The organism is Intrasporangium sp. (assembly GCF_040414665.1).
In the GTDB taxonomy this organism is placed as follows: domain Bacteria; phylum Actinomycetota; class Actinomycetes; order Actinomycetales; family Dermatophilaceae; genus Intrasporangium.
In genome coordinates, this window is the sequence record NZ_JBEDUL010000017.1 from 23,814 (window position 1) to 41,103 (window position 17,290).

Here is a 17,290-nt window from a genome sequence, read left to right on the forward strand (position 1 = left end):
TTAACCACCGTCCTGTGAGGCGGGGAAGGAGGTCCAGCGGCTGTGACCTGCCCTGACCTGAGTGCACCAGCCCCTTCGAGCACCCCTCCCGACGCGCGGGACGTCCTCACCGCCGACGAGATCTCCCGAGCGCTCCGGCGCATCGGCCACGAGGTCCTCGAGCGCAACAAAGGCGCCACAGGGCTCGTCCTGCTGGGGATCCCGTCTCGTGGCGTCCCCCTCGCACACCGGCTGGCCGCCGCGATCTCCGCGGTCGAGGGGACCGACGTCCCGGTCGGCCAGCTCGACATCACGCTCCACCGGGACGACCTGCGCCGCAACCCGGTCCGGGCAGCCGGGCGCACGGAGATCCCCGATGGAGGGATCGACGACCGGGTCGTCGTGCTCGTCGACGACGTCCTGTACTCCGGCCGGACCATCCGGGCTGCTCTCGATGCGCTGTCCGAGCTGGGTCGGCCGCGCGCGGTGCGCCTGGCCGTCCTCGTCGACCGGGGCCACCGCGAGCTGCCGATCCGGGCCGACCACGTGGGCAAGAACCTGCCGACCTCGCGGGATGAGCGGGTCCATGTGCGCATGGCCGAGGTCGACGGACTCGACGTCGTGCGCATCAGCGGGGGTGCGGGCCGATGACCAAGCACCTCATCTCGTCCGCCGACCTGACGCGTGCCGAGGTGGAGGACATCCTCGCCACCGCCGCATCGATGCACGACCTCCAGCGTCGGGAGGTCAAGAAGGTGCCCACGTTGCGGGGGCGGACCGTCATCAACTTCTTCTTCGAGGACTCGACCCGGACGCGGTCCTCGTTCGAGATCGCCGGCAAATGGATGTCGGCCGACACGATCAACCTGTCGGCCAAGGGATCCTCGACCTCCAAGGGCGAGAGCCTGCGGGACACGGCCATGACGATCGACGCGATGGCGGTTGACGCGCTCGTCATCCGACACAACGCCTCCGGCGCCTGCCACCAGGTCGCGCAGTGGGTGCGCTGCTCCGTCATCAACGCCGGCGACGGGACGCACGAGCACCCGACGCAGGCCCTGCTCGACGCCTACACCCTCCGGTCGCGCATGGGGGAGCTCGACGGCAGGCACGTCGTCATCGTCGGTGACCTCACCCACTCGCGCGTCTTCCGCAGCAACGTCATCACCCTGAAGACGCTGGGGGCGAGGGTCACCGTCGTGGCGCCACCGACGCTCATGCCGAGCGGAATCGCGGACTGGAGCGCGGCCGACGGCTTCGCCACCTCGTGGGACCTCGACGCGGTGCTCGAGGGCGCGGACCCCGTTGACGCCGTCATGATGCTCCGGGTCCAGCGCGAGCGGATGACCGGTGGCTACTTCCCGACACCGCGCGAGTACACCGTGGGATACGGGCTGACCGAGGAGCGGCTCGACCGACTCGTGTCACGCAACCCGGACGTGCTGGTGCTGCATCCCGGACCGATGAACCGGGGCCTCGAGATCGCCCCCGAGGCGGCCGACAGCGCCCAGTCCGTCGTGCTCGACCAGGTATCGGCCGGAGTCGCCGTGCGCATGGCCGTCCTCTACCACCTGCTGGCCGGCAGCGACGACGCTCCGATGACGCCTGCGGGAACCCTGTCCGTGACACCCGAAGGAGCCATGCGATGACCCGCCTGCTGGTCCGAGGAGCCCGCATCCTGGGCGGAGCAGGTGCGGACCTGCTCGTCGAGGACGGCATCATCCGCGAGGTCGGGTCGCTGGGAACGGTCGCCGCGGGTGTCGCGGTCGTCGACGCCGACGGTCTCGTCGCACTCCCCGGGCTCGTCGACCTGCACGTGCACCTGCGCGAGCCGGGTCGCGAGGACGCCGAGACCATAGCGACCGGGTCTGCCGCCGCGGCAGCCGGCGGGTTCACGGCCATCTTCGCCATGGCCAACACCAACCCGGTGACCGACACCGGCGAGGCAGCGGAGCGGGTGTTCGACCTGGGCCGGGCCAGTGGCCTCGTCGACGTCGTCCCGGTCGGAGCGGTGACCAAGGGCCTCGATGGCGCCGAGCTCGCGGAGCTCGGCCTCATGGCGCGATCTCGCGGGAGGGTGAGGGTCTTCTCCGACGACGGGCGGTGCGTCGAGGACGCGCGCATCATGCGGCGAGCACTCGAGTACATCAAGCCCTTCGACGGAGTCATCTCGCAGCATGCGCAGGACGTGCGCCTCGCCGACTCCTCGGCGTGCTGCCACGAGGGCGAGCTCTCCGGACGGCTCGGGCTGCCGGGATGGCCCGGTGTCGCCGAGGAGTCCATCGTCGCCCGCGACGTCATGCTCGCCCGCCACACCGGCTCACGGGTGCACGTCGCGCACGTCTCGACGGCCGGCACGGTTGAGGTGATCCGCTGGGCCAAGGCACAGGGGATCGACGTCACGGCGGAGGTGACGCCACATCACCTGGCGCTGACGACGGACCTGCTCGTCGGCTACGACCCCGTCTACAAGGTGAACCCACCGCTGCGCCCCACCGAGGACGTCGAGGCCCTTCGAGCCGGGCTGGTGGACGGCACGATCGACGCCATCGCGACCGACCACGCACCGCACGCCAGGCACGACAAGGAGCACGCCTTCGTCGACGCCGCCTTCGGGATGCTCGGGCTGGAGACGGCGCTCAACGTCGTCAGCGAGGTGTTCGTCCGCCCGGGCCTGCTCGACTGGGCTGGCGTCGCACGCGTCATGTCGACGGCGCCGGCGCGGATCGGTCGGCTCGCCGGGCAGGGCCGGCCTCTCGAGGCCGGCGCGCCGGCGAACCTCACCCTCGTGGACCCGGACCGCGAGGTCACCGTCGATGCTGCGGCCAGCCGGAGCCGCTCGCGCAACAACCCTTGGCACGGGCGCACCTTCCGGGGAGCCGTGCACACGACCATCCACCGGGGGACGGTCACCCACAGCACCGAGCAGACCGTGATGGAGAGCGCATCGTGACCCAGCAACCGACCACCCAGACCGGGCTCCAAGCGGTCGGGCGGTTCGATCGTGAGCCGGCCGTGCTCGTTCTCGAGGATGGGCGCGTCTTTCACGGCCTCTCCTACGGGGCGGTCGGCGAGACCCTGGGCGAGGCCGTCTTCTCGACGGGCATGACCGGCTATCAGGAGACGCTCACCGACCCGAGCTACCACCGGCAGGTCATCGTCATGACAGCGCCGCACGTCGGCAACACCGGGGTCAACGACGAGGACGGCGAGTCGCACCGCATCTGGGCCGCCGGCTATGTCGTGCGGGACCCTGCGCTGCGGTCGTCGAGCTGGCGGGCGACGCGCGAGCTCGAGGACGACCTGCGCGACCAGGGCGTCGTCGGCATCTGCGAGGTCGACACGCGGGCTCTCACCCGCCACCTGCGTGAGCGAGGCGCGATGCGCGTCGGCATCTTCAGCGGTCCCGCGGCCCAGCGTGCGGAGTCCGAGCAGCTCGACGTCGTGCGTGCCGCCCCCGCGATGGCTGGTTCCGCCCTCGCCCAGGAGGTGACGACGACAGGGCCGTACGTCGTCCCGGCCACGGGCGAGAGGCGGTTCACCGTGGCGGCGCTCGACCTCGGGATCAAGCAGATGACGCCGCAGCTGATGTCCGAGCGCGGGATCGAGGTGCACGTCCTGCCCGCGACGTCCTCCTTCGAGGACGTCCAGGCGGTGGGGGAGCACGGCCCGGACGGCGTGTTCTTCTCCAACGGGCCGGGCGACCCGGCAACAGCTGAGCCGGAGATCGCGCTGCTGCGCCAGGTCCTCGACGCCCGACTGCCCTTCTTCGGCATCTGTTTCGGCAACCAGCTGCTCGGGCGCGCTCTCGGCTTCGGGACCTACAAGCTCAAGTACGGTCACCGTGGCATCAACCAGCCGGTCATGGACCGGGCCACCGGCAAGGTCGAGGTCACCGCGCACAACCACGGCTTCGCGGTCGACGCACCGCTCGACGACGTGACTGTCACGCCCCACGGACGGGTCCGGGTCTCGCACGTCTGTCTCAACGATGACGTCGTCGAGGGGCTCGAGTGCCTCGACGTGCCCGCCTACTCGGTCCAGTACCACCCGGAGGCGGCCGCCGGGCCACACGATGCCGGTTACCTCTTCGACCGGTTCATCGAGCTGATGACCGAGACACCCACACCCGACCGGGATGAGCAGATCGAGGAGGCACCCTGATGCCCAAGCGCGACGACATCAAGAGCGTCCTCGTCATCGGCTCTGGACCGATCGTCATCGGCCAGGCGGTCGAGTTCGACTACTCCGGCACGCAGGCCTGCCGGGTGCTGCGCGACGAGGGCATCCGGGTCGTCCTCGTCAACAGCAATCCCGCGACGATTATGACGGACCCGGAGTTCGCCGACGCCACCTACGTGGAGCCGATCACCCCCGAGGTGGTCGAGGCGATCATCGCCAAGGAGCGGCCGGATGCGGTGCTCGCGACCCTCGGTGGGCAGACCGCCCTCAACTGCGCCGTCGCCCTCCATGAGAACGGGGTGCTCGAGACGTACAACTGCCCGCTCATCGGGGCCAATGTCGAGGCCATTCAGCTCGGCGAGGATCGCGAGAAGTTCAAGGGCGTCGTCGAGCGCTGCGGCGCCGAGTCGGCTCGCTCGGTCATCTGCCACACGATGGAGGAGTGCGTCGCCGCGGCAGAAGAGCTGAGCTACCCGGTCGTCGTCAGGCCGTCCTTCACCATGGGCGGCCTCGGGTCGGGCTTCGCGTACGACGAGGCCGACCTGCGTCGGATCGCCGGCGCCGGCCTGCAGTACTCACCGGTGACGGAGGTGCTCCTCGAGGAGTCGATCATCGGCTGGAAGGAGTACGAGCTCGAGGTCATGCGAGACCACCGGGACAACGTCGTGGTCGTCTGCTCCATCGAGAACCTCGACCCGATGGGCGTCCACACGGGCGACTCGATCACCGTCGCGCCCGCGCTGACCCTCACCGACCGCGAGTTCCAGCTCCTGCGCGACATCGGTATCGCCATCATCCGCGAGGTCGGCGTCGACACGGGCGGCTGCAACATCCAGTTCGCGGTCAACCCGGAGAACGGCCGGGTCATCGTCATCGAGATGAACCCGCGCGTGTCTCGCTCGAGCGCCCTTGCCTCGAAGGCGACCGGATTCCCGATCGCGAAGATCGCGGCCAAGATGGCCATCGGCTACACGCTCGACGAGGTGCCGAACGACATCACGAAGCAGACCCCGGCGTCCTTCGAGCCGACGCTCGACTACGTCGTCGTCAAGGTCCCTCGCTTCGCCTTCGAGAAGTTCCCGGCGGCAGACCCGACGCTGACGACGACGATGAAGTCTGTCGGAGAGGCGATGGCCATCGGACGCAACTTCACCGAGGCGCTGCAGAAGGCCCTGCGCTCGCTCGAGAAGAGGGACGCCACCTTCCACTGGTCCGGTGAGGTCACACCCGCTGCGGCCACCCGGATCCTCGACGAGGCAAGGATCCCCACCGACGGGCGGATCGTGCTGGTCCAGCAGGCGCTCCGAGGGGGGTGCAGCGTCGAGCAGGTGCACGAGGCGACCGGGATCGACCCGTGGTTCCTCGACCAGATCCAGCTCATCAACGAGGTCGCCGAGCACCTGGCCGCCGCGCCAACCCTGACACCGGACCTGCTTCGGCTCGTCAAGCGGCACGGCTTCAGCGACGCGCAGGTCGCCGCGCTGCGCGGCATGCCGGAGGCGGTCGTCCGCGGCGTGCGCCACGCTCTCGGCGTGCGGCCGGTCTACAAGACCGTCGACACGTGCGCCGCCGAGTTCGCCGCTCTGACGCCGTACCACTACTCGTCCTACGACGAGGAGACCGAGGTGGCACTCCGGGAGCGACCCGCCGTGATCATCCTCGGGTCCGGGCCGAACCGCATCGGCCAGGGTGTCGAGTTCGACTACTCGTGCGTCCATGCCTCCTTCGCGCTGCGCGACGCCGGCTATGACACGGTCATGGTCAACTGCAACCCCGAGACGGTCTCCACGGACTACGACACGAGCAGCCGCCTGTATTTCGAGCCGCTGACGCTCGAGGACGTCCTCGAGGTGATCCACGCGGAGACCCAGGCCGGGCCGATCGCGGGCGTCATCGTCCAGTTCGGCGGCCAGACCCCGCTCGCGCTCGCGCAGGCGCTCGCCGACGAGGGGGTGCCCATCGTGGGGACCTCGCCCGGCGCGATCCACCTCGCGGAGGACCGCGGCGCCTTCGGCCAGGTGCTCGCCCGCGCCGGCCTGGTCGCCCCGAAGCACGGCACGGCGTTCAGCCCGGACGACGCGCTGCTGGTGGCCCGCGAGATCGGCTACCCGGTGCTCGTCCGGCCGTCCTACGTGCTGGGCGGCCGAGGCATGGTCATCGTCTACGACGACGACTCCCTCGTCACCTACGTCGAGAAGGCCACCGAGGCGTCTCCCGAGCACCCGGTCCTCATCGACCGCTTCCTCGACGACGCGATCGAGATCGACGTCGACGCGCTCTTCGACGGTGTAGACCTCTATCTCGGCGGCATCATGGAGCATGTCGAGGAGGCCGGAGTCCACTCGGGAGACAGCGCCTGCACCTTGCCTCCCGCGACCTTGGGCGACGCCGAGCTGGAGCGGGTCCGGGTGGCAACCCGCAAGCTCGCAGAGGGTATCGACGTCCGCGGCCTGATGAACGTGCAGTTCGCGCTGGCGCAGGACATCCTCCACGTCATCGAGGCCAACCCACGCGCGTCCCGGACCGTGCCCTTCGTGTCCAAGGCGACTGGGGTCCCGCTCGCGCGGGCTGCCTCGCGCGTCATGCTCGGCGCGACGATCCGCGAGCTGCGCGAGGAGGGCCTCCTCCCGCGCACGGGGGACGGCGGTTCGCTGCCCGACCACGCACCGATCTCGTGCAAGGAGGCCGTGCTGCCGTTCAAGCGGTTCCGGACGCCGGAAGGGCTCGCGGTGGACTCCGTCCTCGGCCCCGAGATGCGATCGACCGGCGAGGTCATGGGAATCGACCGCGACTTCGGTGCCGCCTTCTCCAAGGCCCAGCTCGCGATCGGCGGCGGGCTACCCAAGAGCGGAGCGATCTTCGTCTCGGTGGCCAACAGGGACAAGCGAGCGATGCTCTTCCCCGTCAAGCGTCTCGTCGACCTGGGGTTCACGATCCTTGCGACGGCAGGCACCGCGGCGGTGCTCAAGCGCAACGGCATCGAGGCGACGCTCGTGCGCAAGCTGACAGAACGGACCAGGGAGCACGAGGGCGAGAAGTCGATCGTCGAGCTCATCCAGGGCGGCACGGTCCAGATGGTCGTCAACACCCCCTCCGGCCAGGACGCCAGGGCGGACGGCTACGCCATCCGCGCGGCCACGACGAGCGCGGACCTGCCGATCATCACGACCATCGCCACGCTCGCGGCCGCGGTCCTCGGCATCGAGTCCCACCTCACCGAGGAGATCCGGGTCAAGTCCCTCCAGGACCATGCCCGGGACCTCAACCTTCTCGGCGCCACACCTGACGCGGTCGAGCTGTCGGCATGACGACCGTGCCGACCGCGTTCGGGACCAGGCTCGGCGCCGCCATGGCGGCGGCCGGACCGCTCTGCGCCGGAATCGACCCGCACCGCTCGTTGGTGGAGGGGTGGGGCCTGACCTATGACGTCGCCGGGCTGGAACGGTTCGCCCTGACCTGCGTCGAGGCCTTCGCGGGGCGCGTCGCGGCGGTCAAGCCGCAGTCGGCGTTCTTCGAGGTCTTCGGCAGCCGGGGCGTGGCGGTCCTCGAGCGCGTCCTCACCGAGCTGCGGGAGGCCGACACGCTGACCATCCTCGACGCCAAGCGAGGCGACATCGGCTCGACGATGACCGCCTATGCCGAGGCGTACCTCGGAACGGAGGCAGCGGCGCCCGCCGACGCGCTCACGGTGAGTCCATACCTCGGCTACGAGTCGCTGCGGCCCGCGATCGACCTCGCCCACCGGACGGGGCGGGGGGTCTTCGTGCTGGCCCTCACGTCCAACCCCGAGGGCGCGGCCGTGCAGCACGCGCGGCGACGTGACGAGTCGGTGGCCGGCTCGATCGTCAGGGGCGCCGCCGGGGACAACCGGGCGGCCCGGTCCAGCGGACAGCTCGGCCATGTCGGCCTCGTCGTCGGGGCCACCGTCGGCAGCGCCGTCACGGACCTCGCCCTGGATCTGCGCGCGGCCGCGACGCCGATCCTCGCGCCCGGCTTCGGCGCGCAGGGCGGCGATGTCGCAGCCCTCGAGCACACGTTCGGACCGGCTCGCAGCCAGGTCCTCGCCGCATCGAGCCGCGACATCCTCGCAGCAGGTCCGGAACCGCACCGCCTCGTCGGCCGGCTGCAGCGCAGCATCGAGGAGCTCAGGGGCTGGGTCGACCGACCCACGGCGTTGGGTCACCTTGGGCTCCAAGCGCGCCCACACGTAACGACCCGGCAGGAGGGTGCCGCGTTGCATGAGCGCGGGCAAGGTCGCTAGGTTCGGCGCAGACCCAGTCACCGAATCGGCGAGACACCGCGCCCGCCCAGCGAGGAGAGTTCCCACCGTGGCCCTTCCACCGCTCACCCCCGAGGAGCGCGCCGCAGCCCTGGCGAAAGCCGCGGCCGCCCGCCGGGAGCGAGCAGCCGTCAAGAACCGCCTCAAGTACTCCAGCGGATCGCTGGCCGAGGTCATCGAGGACGGCAAGATCGACCCCGTCATCGGCAAGATGAAGGTGACCGAGCTGCTCGAGTCGATGCCCGGCGTGGGCCGCGTCCGGGCCAGGGCCATCATGGCCGAGGTGGGCATCGCCGAGTCCCGACGAGTCCGGGGGCTGGGCGCCAACCAGATCGCTGCGTTGCTGCACAAGTTCGAGCGGCCGTGACGCCGGCCTCCGGGACGGCGCCCCGCGAGCCGGGACGCCTCACCGTGCTGGCCGGACCGACAGCGGTGGGCAAGGGCACCATCGCCGCCTACGTCAGAACCCACTTCCCCGGTGTCTGGTTCTCCGTCTCCATGACGACCCGCACGCCGCGACCCGGTGAGGTGGACGGGGTCCACTACCACTTCGTCGACGACCAGGAGTTCGACCGGCTGGTCGCCGCCGGCGAGTTCCTCGAGCACGCGGTCGTCCACGGCGTCGCGCAGTACGGCACGCCGCGCGGGCCCGTCGAGCGGGCCATCCGGGAGGGGAAGGATGCCCTGCTCGAGATCGACCTGCAGGGAGCACGCCAGGTCAGGGAGACGTGGCCCGACGCCCTCTTCGTCTTCCTCGAGCCCCCCAGCTGGGAGGAGCTCGTCCGCAGGCTGGTGGGCCGGGGGACCGAGGACGAGGTGGAGCGCACCCGTCGGCTCGACACCGCGCGCGCGGAGCTGGCGGCCCAAGCGGAGTTCGACAAGGTCATCGTCAACGACGACGTTCGGCGGGCCAGCGAAGAACTCGTATCATTGATGAGATCAGGACGCTCCTGAGGCGGTCCTGCGCGTCTGGTGCGCCGCGACGACGGCACCGCTCGAGACGTCACCCGCAACGAACCCAAACGAAACGAGATCACCGTGTCCGGTACCAAGGCCGCTCCCATCGGCATCACCAACCCGCCGATCGACGACCTGCTGACCGCCGCCGACTCGAAGTACGCACTCGTCATCTACGCGGCCAAGCGCGCCCGCCAGATCAACGCGTACTACTCCCAGCTCCAGGAGGGCCTGCTCGACTACGTCGGCCCGCTCGTGGAGACGGAGGTCCACGAGAAGCCCCTGTCGATCAGCCTTCGCGAGATCAACGAGGGTCTGCTGACCTCCGAGCCGACCGAGGCCTGAGGAGGCCTCCGCCGATGCGGGTCGTCCTCGGTGTGAGCGGCGGCATCGCCGCCTACAAGGCGTGCTCACTGCTGCGGCTGTTCACCGAGAGCGGGCATGACGTCACCGTCGTCCCGACCGCGGCGGCGCTCAACTTCGTCGGGGCGCCGACCTGGGCGGCGCTGTCGGGCAAGCCGGTCAGCACCGATGTCTGGACGGATGTCCACGAGGTGCCCCACGTCCGCATCGGCCAGGCCGCCGACGTCGTCGTCGTCGCCCCAGCGACCGCCGACGTGCTCGCCAAGGCTGCCCACGGCCTCGCCGACGACCTGCTCACCAACACCCTGCTCACGGCGCGCTGCCCCGTCGTGCTCGCCCCGGCCATGCACACCGAGATGTGGCTCCACCCGGCGACGCAGGCCAACGTGGGCGCCCTGCGCGAGCGTGGCGTCCACGTCATCGACCCCGCAGAGGGTCGCCTGACGGGCAAGGACACCGGGGCCGGCCGCCTCCCGGAGCCGGACGAGCTGTATGCCGCGGTGCTCGCCATCGTGGGAGCGCGGGAGGGCGCCGACGGCGCCGGGTCCCCGGAAGCCGGCTCAGCGGCATACGACAGGAATGACCTGCAGGGCCGCAAGGTCGTCGTCTCGGCCGGAGGCACGCGTGAGCCGCTCGACCCCGTGCGCTACCTCGGGAACCGGTCGTCCGGCAAGCAGGGCCTCGCGATCGCCCGCGCCGCCGCGGCGCGCGGTGCCACGGTGACCCTCGTCGCGGCCAACGTCTCGCTCCCCATGCCCGACGGGGTGGCGGTCGTCCCCGTCGAGACGACCATCGAGCTGCAGGAGGCGGTGATGGCTGCGGCCGCAGGTGCCGACGTCGTCGTCATGGCCGCGGCCCCCGCGGACTTCCGCCCGGCGACCGCGAGCGACAGCAAGATCAAGAAGAACGACGACGGCGCAGGCCTGCGCCTCGAGCTCGTCGAGAATCCCGACATCGTCAAGGGACTCGTCGCCGAGCGCACGGAACGCGAGTCAGGGCACCCGGTCATCGTCAGCTTCGCCGCCGAGACGGGGGATGCGACCGGTTCGGTGCTCGACCACGCGCGGGCCAAGTTCGCCCGCAAGGGCAGCGACCTCCAGGTGACCAACGAGGTCGGCTACGGCTTGACCTTCGGGCAGGACGACAACACCGTGCACCTGCTGACCCGGGGCAGCGACGAGGTCCGCACGATCGGGCCGGCGTCGAAGGATGCCGTCGCCCACGCCGTGCTGGACGTTGTCGCCTCCCTGCTCCATCCCGGCGGCTAAACTCGCCGTCACCCGCACGCCACACAGTCAGGAAGCCCACGTGTCCGCACGCCTCTTCACGTCCGAGTCCGTCACCGAGGGACACCCGGACAAGATCTGCGACCAGATCAGTGACTCGATCCTCGATGCCATGCTCGCGGAGGACGCCCAGGCGCGTGTGGCCGTCGAGACGATGGTCACCACCGGGCTCGTCCACGTCGCCGGTGAGGTGTCCACCACGGGCTACGTGGAGATCCCGCGCATCGTCCGGGAGACGATTCTGCACGTCGGCTACGACGGGTCGCAGAAGGGCTTCGACGGCCGCACCTGTGGCGTCTCGGTGTCCATCGGCGCCCAGTCACCCGACATCGCGCAGGGCGTCGACACCGCCCACGAGAGCCGGCATGGCGGAGTCGACCCCATGGACAAGCAGGGCGCCGGCGACCAGGGGCTGATGTTCGGCTACGCGTGCGACGACACTCCCGAGCTGATGCCACTGCCGATCTTCCTCGCCCACCGCCTGGCGGAGCGCCTGACCCAGGTGCGCAAGAGCAACGAGCTCGCGTACCTGCGTCCCGATGGCAAGACCCAGGTGACCATCGCCTACGAAGGTGACAAGGCGGTCCGGCTCGACACGGTGGTGCTCTCGACCCAGCACGCTCCGGACGTGTCACTCGAGGGGATGCTCGAGCCGGACATCCGCGAGCGCGTCCTCACGCCGGTCCTCGAGGAGCTGCGCGCCGGGGGGAGCGACCTCGACGTCTCGGCCTACCGCACGCTGATCAACCCGACCGGTCGCTTCGAGATCGGCGGCCCCATGGGCGACGCCGGCCTGACGGGTCGCAAGATCATCGTCGACACCTACGGCGGGATGGCCCGGCACGGTGGTGGCGCCTTCTCGGGCAAGGACCCGAGCAAGGTCGACCGGTCCGGGGCCTACGCGATGCGGTGGGTGGCCAAGAACGTCGTTGCGGCGGGGCTCGCCCGCCGATGCGAGGTCCAGGTCGCCTATGCGATCGGCAAGGCCCAGCCGGTCGGGCTCTACATCGAGACGTTCGGCACGGAGACGGTGCCGGTCGACCGGATCCAGGACGCGATCGGCATGGTGTTCGACCTGCGCCCGGCTGCGATCGTCGACGCGCTCGACCTGCTGCGCCCGATCTACGCCCCGACGGCGGCGTACGGCCACTTCGGCCGGACCAAGGCGGACGGCGTGGACAACGCCTTCACGTGGGAGCGGACCGACCGCATCGAGGCCCTGCGGGCTGCTGTCGTCGCCTGACACTAGATTCGCCCCCGTGGGCGATGACACTGCTGCGCCGCGACCGGTGCGCCCCATCCCGGGCGGGCCGGTCGCGGCCGTGGTCGTCGACACGCCGCTCGCCCACCTGGACCGCGTCTTCGAGTACGCCGTCCCCGAGGAGCTGGCCGCGGCTGCCGTGCCGGGCGCTCGGGTGCGGGTGCGCTTCGCCGGACGGGACCTCGAGGGGTTCATCGTCGAGCGGCGCGCGGCGGCCGAGCACGAGGGGCGCCTGACGCCGCTGCGCAAGGTCGTCAGCCCGGAGCCCGTGCTCACGCCGGAGATCCTTGCCCTGTGCCGGGCGGTGGCCGATCGGTACGCCGGCACGCTCAGCGACGTCCTGCGCCTCGCCGTGCCCAAGCGCCATGCCACCGCAGAACGCAACCTTCCGCTCCTGCCGCCGACGGTGATTCCGTATGCCGCTGAGCCGGCTCGCGACGCGACGTCGAGTTCCGCGGGTGGCGGCGACGACGTCGGGCCATGGAGCGACTATCCGGCAGGCCCCGCCTGGCTGCGCCGCCTCGCGGCCGGTGAGGGACCGGCCGCGGCGTGGATGGCGCTGCCGACCCGGGGCAGCGACACCGACTGGCCGGAGGCGCTCGCGGTCGCGGTCCACGCTGCTCTTGCGGGTGGCCGCGGCGCGCTCGTCGTCGTCCCGGATCATCGCGACGTCGACCGGGTCGACACAGCCCTGGTCCGACGGCTCGGTCCCGGGCAGCACGTCAGGCTGACTGCGGACCAGGGCCCCCAGGCGCGCTACACAGCCTGGCTCAAGGTCCTGCGAGGGCACGTGCGGGTAGCGATCGGCACCCGCGCCGCGGCCTTCGCACCGGTCCGTGACCTCGGACTGGTCGTCTGCTGGGACGACGGCGACGACCTGTTGTCCGAGCCGCGGGCTCCCTACCACCACACCGGAGTCGTCCTCTCGCTGCGGGCCGAGCAGACGGGCGCGGCGCTGCTCTCCGGTGGCTTCGTCCGCAGCCTCCGGGTGGAGGCGGACGTCGAGGCGGGGCGCCTCGTCCCGGTCGTCGCCGACCACGACGCGGTCCGCTCTGCGGCGCCGCGGGTCGTCGTCGCGGGGGAGGGGCTCGACGAGGAGCGTGACGGGCCGGCCGCCCGGGCTCACCTGCCGTCAAGGGCCTGGCGCGTGGCCAAGGACGCCCTGCGGGACGGACCCGTCCTCGTCCAGGTCCCTCGACGCGGGTACCTGCCGGCGCTGAGCTGCGGGGAGTGCCGGTCGCCGGTGCGGTGCCCGCGCTGCCAAGGGCCGATGGGGCTACCCAGCGCCGGGAGCGGGCCCACGTGCCGGTGGTGCAGTGCCGGGCTCGGGCCGTCCGGCTTCGAGTGTCGCAGCTGCGGCTCTCGACGGCTGCGGGCTGCCGTCACCGGGGCGCGCCGGAGCGCCGAGGAGATCGGGCGTTCGCTGCCCGGCCATCCCGTGATCACGTCCGGTTCTGGAGAGGTGCACGGCTCGGTCGGGTCGGAGCCGGCGATCGTCCTCGCCACTCCGGGTGCCGAGCCGGTGGCCGACGAGGGGTACACGGCGGTGCTGCTCCTCGACGCCTGGGCGAGTCTCGACCTGCCAGTCCTCGACGCGCCCCTCGAGTCGCTCCGCCGCTGGATGGCGGCGGCGGCGCTGGTCCGTCCCGGCCGCACCGTCGTCCTCGCCGGCGCCCCGGAGGGCGTCACGCTGCCAGCAGTCGAGGCGCTCGTGCGCTGGGACCCCGGGTGGCTCGCCAGTCGCGAGCTGGGGGAGCGGCGCGAGCTCGGCCTGCCGCCAGCAGTGCGGATGGCGCAGCTTCGTGGCAGCCGAGCAGCCGTCGAGAGCGCACTGAGTCAGCTGCGCCTGCCTGCGGCGGCCCAGGTCCTCGGACCGCTGCCGCTCGAGGCGTGGTCCCGCAGCGGCGCCGGCCGCGGCGAGGTGGGCTCGGACGGTGACGCGGGGAGCTGGCATGCCCTCGTGCGTGCTCCCCTGGAGGCGACCGCCGAGCTGACGGACGCGCTCGCCGCGCTCAAGGCCGTCCGCTCGGCCCGCAAGGAGGCCGACGTCGTCGCGGTGCAGGTGGACCCGGTCGACGGCTGGTAGCCCTGCACGCCTCATGCTGGGCCGAACAGCTGTGTGGCGGCATGGCACAGTGGCGCCATGGACACCCGCGACCTCGACATCGTCCTCTACGGTGCAACCGGTTTCGTCGGCGCGCTGACGGCCCAGTACCTCTCGCGGCAGGCTGGGACAGCCCGCGTCGCGCTGGCCGCCCGGTCCCGCGCGCGACTCGAGTCCGTGCGGGCGCGACTCGACGAGCGGGCAAGCGACTGGGAGCTCATCGAGGTGGACGCGCGGGATGGCTCCGGACTGGACGCACTCGCGGCACGCACGCGCGTCCTGGCGACGACTGTCGGGCCGTACACCGTGCACGGCAAGGAGGTCGCCCGGGCCTGCGCCGAGGCAGGGACGCACTACGCAGACCTCACCGGAGAGGTGCTCTTCGTCCGCTGGACGATGGACACGCTGGCCGGACGAGCCGCCGAGACGGGTGCCCGACTCGTCCACGCCTGCGGCTACGACTCCGTCCCGTCGGACCTGGCGGTTCACCTGCTCGCCCGGCGTGCCGCCGAGGACGGCGAGGGCACCCTGGGGGACACCCGCCTCGCCGTCCGGACCGCGTCGGGCGGCTTCAGCGGTGGCACCGTCGACTCCGCCCGCCAACAGGCCATGCTCGTCCGGGAGCAGCCGGAGACCAGGCGCGTGCTCGCCGACCCCTACGCGCTCAGCCCGAGGCGCGCCCAGGAGCCGAGGAGTGCGTCCCGGCGTCCTGCGGGTCTCGCCGGGGTGCTCCGCAAGGTGATGCCCGTCGACCGGGACCCGGACAGCGGGCGCTGGAACGGGCCCTTCGTCATGGCCGGCTTCAACACGAGGGTCGTGCGCCTGTCCAACACCCTGACGGACTGGTCCTACGGACGGGACTTCCGCTATCGGGAGGTCGTCGACTTCGGCAAGGGACCGCTGTCGCCGCTGCTCGCTGCCGGCATGGCGATCGGGCTGACCGGTGGACTGGCCGGCCTGTCCTGGGCGCCCTCGCGCGCAGTCCTCGACCGGTTCCTGCCCAAGCCCGGCGAGGGCCCGAGCGAGCAGCAGCTGGCCACCGGCCGCTTCCTCATGGAGACGAGGACGACCACGACGACCGGAGCACGGTACGTCGCCCGCGTCGGAGCGCCGTACGACCCGGGCTACACGGGCACGGCGGTCATGCTCGGCGAGAGTGCGCTGGCTCTCGCCCTCGACGAGGACCGCCTCCCGCACCGTGCTGGAGTCCTGACGCCCGCCACGGCGATCGGGGACGTCCTCGTCGAGCGGTTGCGGGCGCACGGCTTCACGCTCGAGGTGGAGCGTCTTCCCTGAGAGCCGGCCCGAGTGCGCGACCTGGGTTGCCCCGCCCGGGTCGGCGCCCACTCTCTCGGTCGAGTGTGCAGTTGGCGTCACTTCGCAGGCCAACCCAGGGGGAGGGTGCGGCGCGGACTGCACAGTCGAGGAGGAACTGCTGCGGCCCGCTTCTTGTTCAGTCGATCGGGTTTGGCGGGCACACCTAGACTTGGCACAGCACCCGACCCTCGAGGACTGACACCTGTGGCGATCAAGGACATCCGCCTCTTCGGAGACCCGGTGCTGCGCACCCCGGCGGTCGAGGTGGTCGACTTCGACAAGGAGCTGCGGACGCTCGTCAAGGATCTCGAGGACACCATGCTCGATGCGCCCGGCGCCGGGCTGGCCGCCCCGCAGATCGGCGTCGGCCTCCGGGTCTTCACCTACTACGTCGACGAGGTCGTGGGGCACCTCGTCAACCCCGTGCTCGACCTCTCCGACGAGACCCAGGACGGACCCGAGGGGTGCCTCAGCATCCCGGGCGTCACCGTCGACACGAGGCGGGCCCTGTCCGTCGTCGCCAAGGGCCAGGACATGCACGGCGAGCCGGTGGTGCTCGAGGGCACGCAGCTGCTGGCCCGGGCGGTCCAGCACGAGACCGACCACCTCGACGGGATCCTCTTCGTCGACCGGCTCGACCCGCGGGCACGCAAGGAGGCCATGCGGGCGATCCGGGAGGCCGAGTGGTTCGGTGAGCCAGCGCCCACGGTGAAGGTCAGCCCCCACTCGACCTTCGGGCTGGGGATGTGACGTGCGGGTCGTCTTCGCGGGGACGCCCCGGGCGGCGCTGCCGAGCCTCGACGCCATTGCAGGGTCTCGGCACGAGCTCATCGCCGTCATCACCCGGCCCGACGCCCCGGCCGGCCGCGGTCGGCGCCTCGAGGCGTCCCCGGTCAGGGTGCGGGCGCAGGAGCTCGGACTCCCCGTCCTGACCCCCCACTCGGTCAAGGAGCCCGAGTTCCTCGACGAGCTGCGCCGGCTGGGCCCGGACGCCTGCCCCGTCGTGGCCTACGGCAACCTCATCCCGCAGGTCGTGCTGGACCTCCCACGACACGGGTGGATCAACCTGCACTTCTCGCTGCTTCCCGCGTGGCGGGGCGCTGCCCCCGTCCAGCACGCGATCATGGCTGGCGACGAGGTGACCGGCGCATCGACCTTCCGGCTCGAGCGTGGACTCGACACCGGCCCCGTCTACGGCGTCATGACCGAGGCGATCCGGCCGACCGACACGGCCGGTGACCTCCTCGACCGACTCGCCCAGGGCGGTGCCGGGCTGCTCGTCGCCACCCTCGACGGCATCGAACGCGGCGACCTCGTGGCCACGCCGCAGCGAGCCGACGGGGTCTCACATGCTCCCAAGCTCGAGGTCGCCGACGGCCGCGTTGTCTGGGCTCGGCCAGCGCGGGCCATCGACCGACTCGTCCGCGCCTGCACGCCGGCGCCCGGGGCCTGGACGACGTTCCGGGGCGAGCGACTCAAGCTCGCACCCCTCACCCTCGCTGCTCCCGACGAGGTCCCGGGTCACGGAACGCTCGAGCCCGCCACACTCCTCGTGACCAAAC

Annotated in this window: 15 protein-coding genes; all 15 read left to right on the top strand. The window is 71.4% G+C overall.

Annotation, left to right across the window (positions count from 1 at the left end):
* The first annotated feature begins 42 nt into the window (after window positions 1–42).
* Window positions 43–630 (top strand): bifunctional pyr operon transcriptional regulator/uracil phosphoribosyltransferase PyrR, encoded by a 588-nt coding sequence (pyrR, locus tag ABF401_RS02080; RefSeq protein ID WP_353507872.1) that lies wholly within the window; start codon window positions 43–45, stop codon window positions 628–630.
* Window positions 627–1,628: an aspartate carbamoyltransferase catalytic subunit gene (locus tag ABF401_RS02085; protein ID WP_353507873.1), complete on the top strand. Its 1,002-nt coding sequence runs from the start codon at window positions 627–629 to the stop codon at window positions 1,626–1,628. The genes pyrR and ABF401_RS02085 overlap by 4 nt, the downstream gene beginning before the upstream one ends.
* A complete protein-coding gene (locus tag ABF401_RS02090) occupies window positions 1,625–2,932 on the top strand; it encodes a dihydroorotase (protein ID WP_353507874.1) in 1,308 nt (435 codons plus the stop codon). The genes ABF401_RS02085 and ABF401_RS02090 overlap by 4 nt, the downstream gene beginning before the upstream one ends.
* Window positions 2,926–4,143: a glutamine-hydrolyzing carbamoyl-phosphate synthase small subunit gene (gene carA, locus ABF401_RS02095; protein ID WP_502908182.1), complete on the top strand. Its 1,218-nt coding sequence runs from the start codon at window positions 2,926–2,928 to the stop codon at window positions 4,141–4,143. Before ABF401_RS02090 ends, carA begins: the two co-directional genes overlap by 7 nt.
* Window positions 4,143–7,469, top strand: coding sequence for a carbamoyl-phosphate synthase large subunit (gene carB / locus ABF401_RS02100; RefSeq protein ID WP_353507876.1), 3,327 nt, complete (start codon window positions 4,143–4,145; stop codon window positions 7,467–7,469). The genes carA and carB overlap by 1 nt, the downstream gene beginning before the upstream one ends.
* Window positions 7,466–8,422, top strand: coding sequence for an orotidine-5'-phosphate decarboxylase (gene pyrF / locus ABF401_RS02105; RefSeq protein WP_353507877.1), 957 nt, complete (start codon window positions 7,466–7,468; stop codon window positions 8,420–8,422). Before carB ends, pyrF begins: the two co-directional genes overlap by 4 nt.
* A 67-nt stretch (window positions 8,423–8,489) precedes the next feature.
* The gene (gene mihF / locus ABF401_RS02110) at window positions 8,490–8,807 is read left to right on the top strand and encodes an integration host factor, actinobacterial type (RefSeq protein WP_353507878.1); all 318 of its coding nucleotides are present in this window, start codon (window positions 8,490–8,492) and stop codon (window positions 8,805–8,807) included.
* Window positions 8,804–9,394 carry a guanylate kinase gene (gene gmk / locus ABF401_RS02115; protein ID WP_353507879.1) on the top strand — a complete coding sequence of 197 codons (591 nt, stop codon included), beginning with the start codon at window positions 8,804–8,806 and terminating at the stop codon, window positions 9,392–9,394. The genes mihF and gmk overlap by 4 nt, the downstream gene beginning before the upstream one ends.
* A gap of 84 nt (window positions 9,395–9,478) precedes the next feature.
* A complete protein-coding gene (rpoZ, locus tag ABF401_RS02120; RefSeq protein WP_324143469.1) occupies window positions 9,479–9,742 on the top strand; it encodes a DNA-directed RNA polymerase subunit omega in 264 nt (87 codons plus the stop codon).
* 14 nt (window positions 9,743–9,756) lie between these two features.
* Window positions 9,757–11,028, top strand: coding sequence for a bifunctional phosphopantothenoylcysteine decarboxylase/phosphopantothenate--cysteine ligase CoaBC (gene coaBC, locus ABF401_RS02125; RefSeq protein WP_353507880.1), 1,272 nt, complete (start codon window positions 9,757–9,759; stop codon window positions 11,026–11,028).
* A 40-nt stretch (window positions 11,029–11,068) separates the two neighbouring features.
* The gene (gene metK, locus ABF401_RS02130) at window positions 11,069–12,289 is read left to right on the top strand and encodes a methionine adenosyltransferase (RefSeq protein WP_353507881.1); all 1,221 of its coding nucleotides are present in this window, start codon (window positions 11,069–11,071) and stop codon (window positions 12,287–12,289) included.
* A 16-nt stretch (window positions 12,290–12,305) separates the two neighbouring features.
* Complete coding sequence (locus ABF401_RS02135) at window positions 12,306–14,393, top strand: primosomal protein N' (protein WP_353507882.1); 2,088 nt, start codon at window positions 12,306–12,308, stop codon at window positions 14,391–14,393.
* Between the two features lie 57 nt (window positions 14,394–14,450).
* Window positions 14,451–15,707 carry a saccharopine dehydrogenase family protein gene (locus tag ABF401_RS02140; RefSeq protein ID WP_353507883.1) on the top strand — a complete coding sequence of 419 codons (1,257 nt, stop codon included), beginning with the start codon at window positions 14,451–14,453 and terminating at the stop codon, window positions 15,705–15,707.
* 225 nt (window positions 15,708–15,932) lie between these two features.
* Window positions 15,933–16,478 (top strand): peptide deformylase, encoded by a 546-nt coding sequence (gene def, locus ABF401_RS02145; protein WP_353507884.1) that lies wholly within the window; start codon window positions 15,933–15,935, stop codon window positions 16,476–16,478.
* Between the two features lies 1 nt (window position 16,479).
* On the top strand, window positions 16,480–17,290 hold an 811-nt coding region (gene fmt, locus ABF401_RS02150; protein WP_353507885.1), incomplete at its 3' end, for a methionyl-tRNA formyltransferase.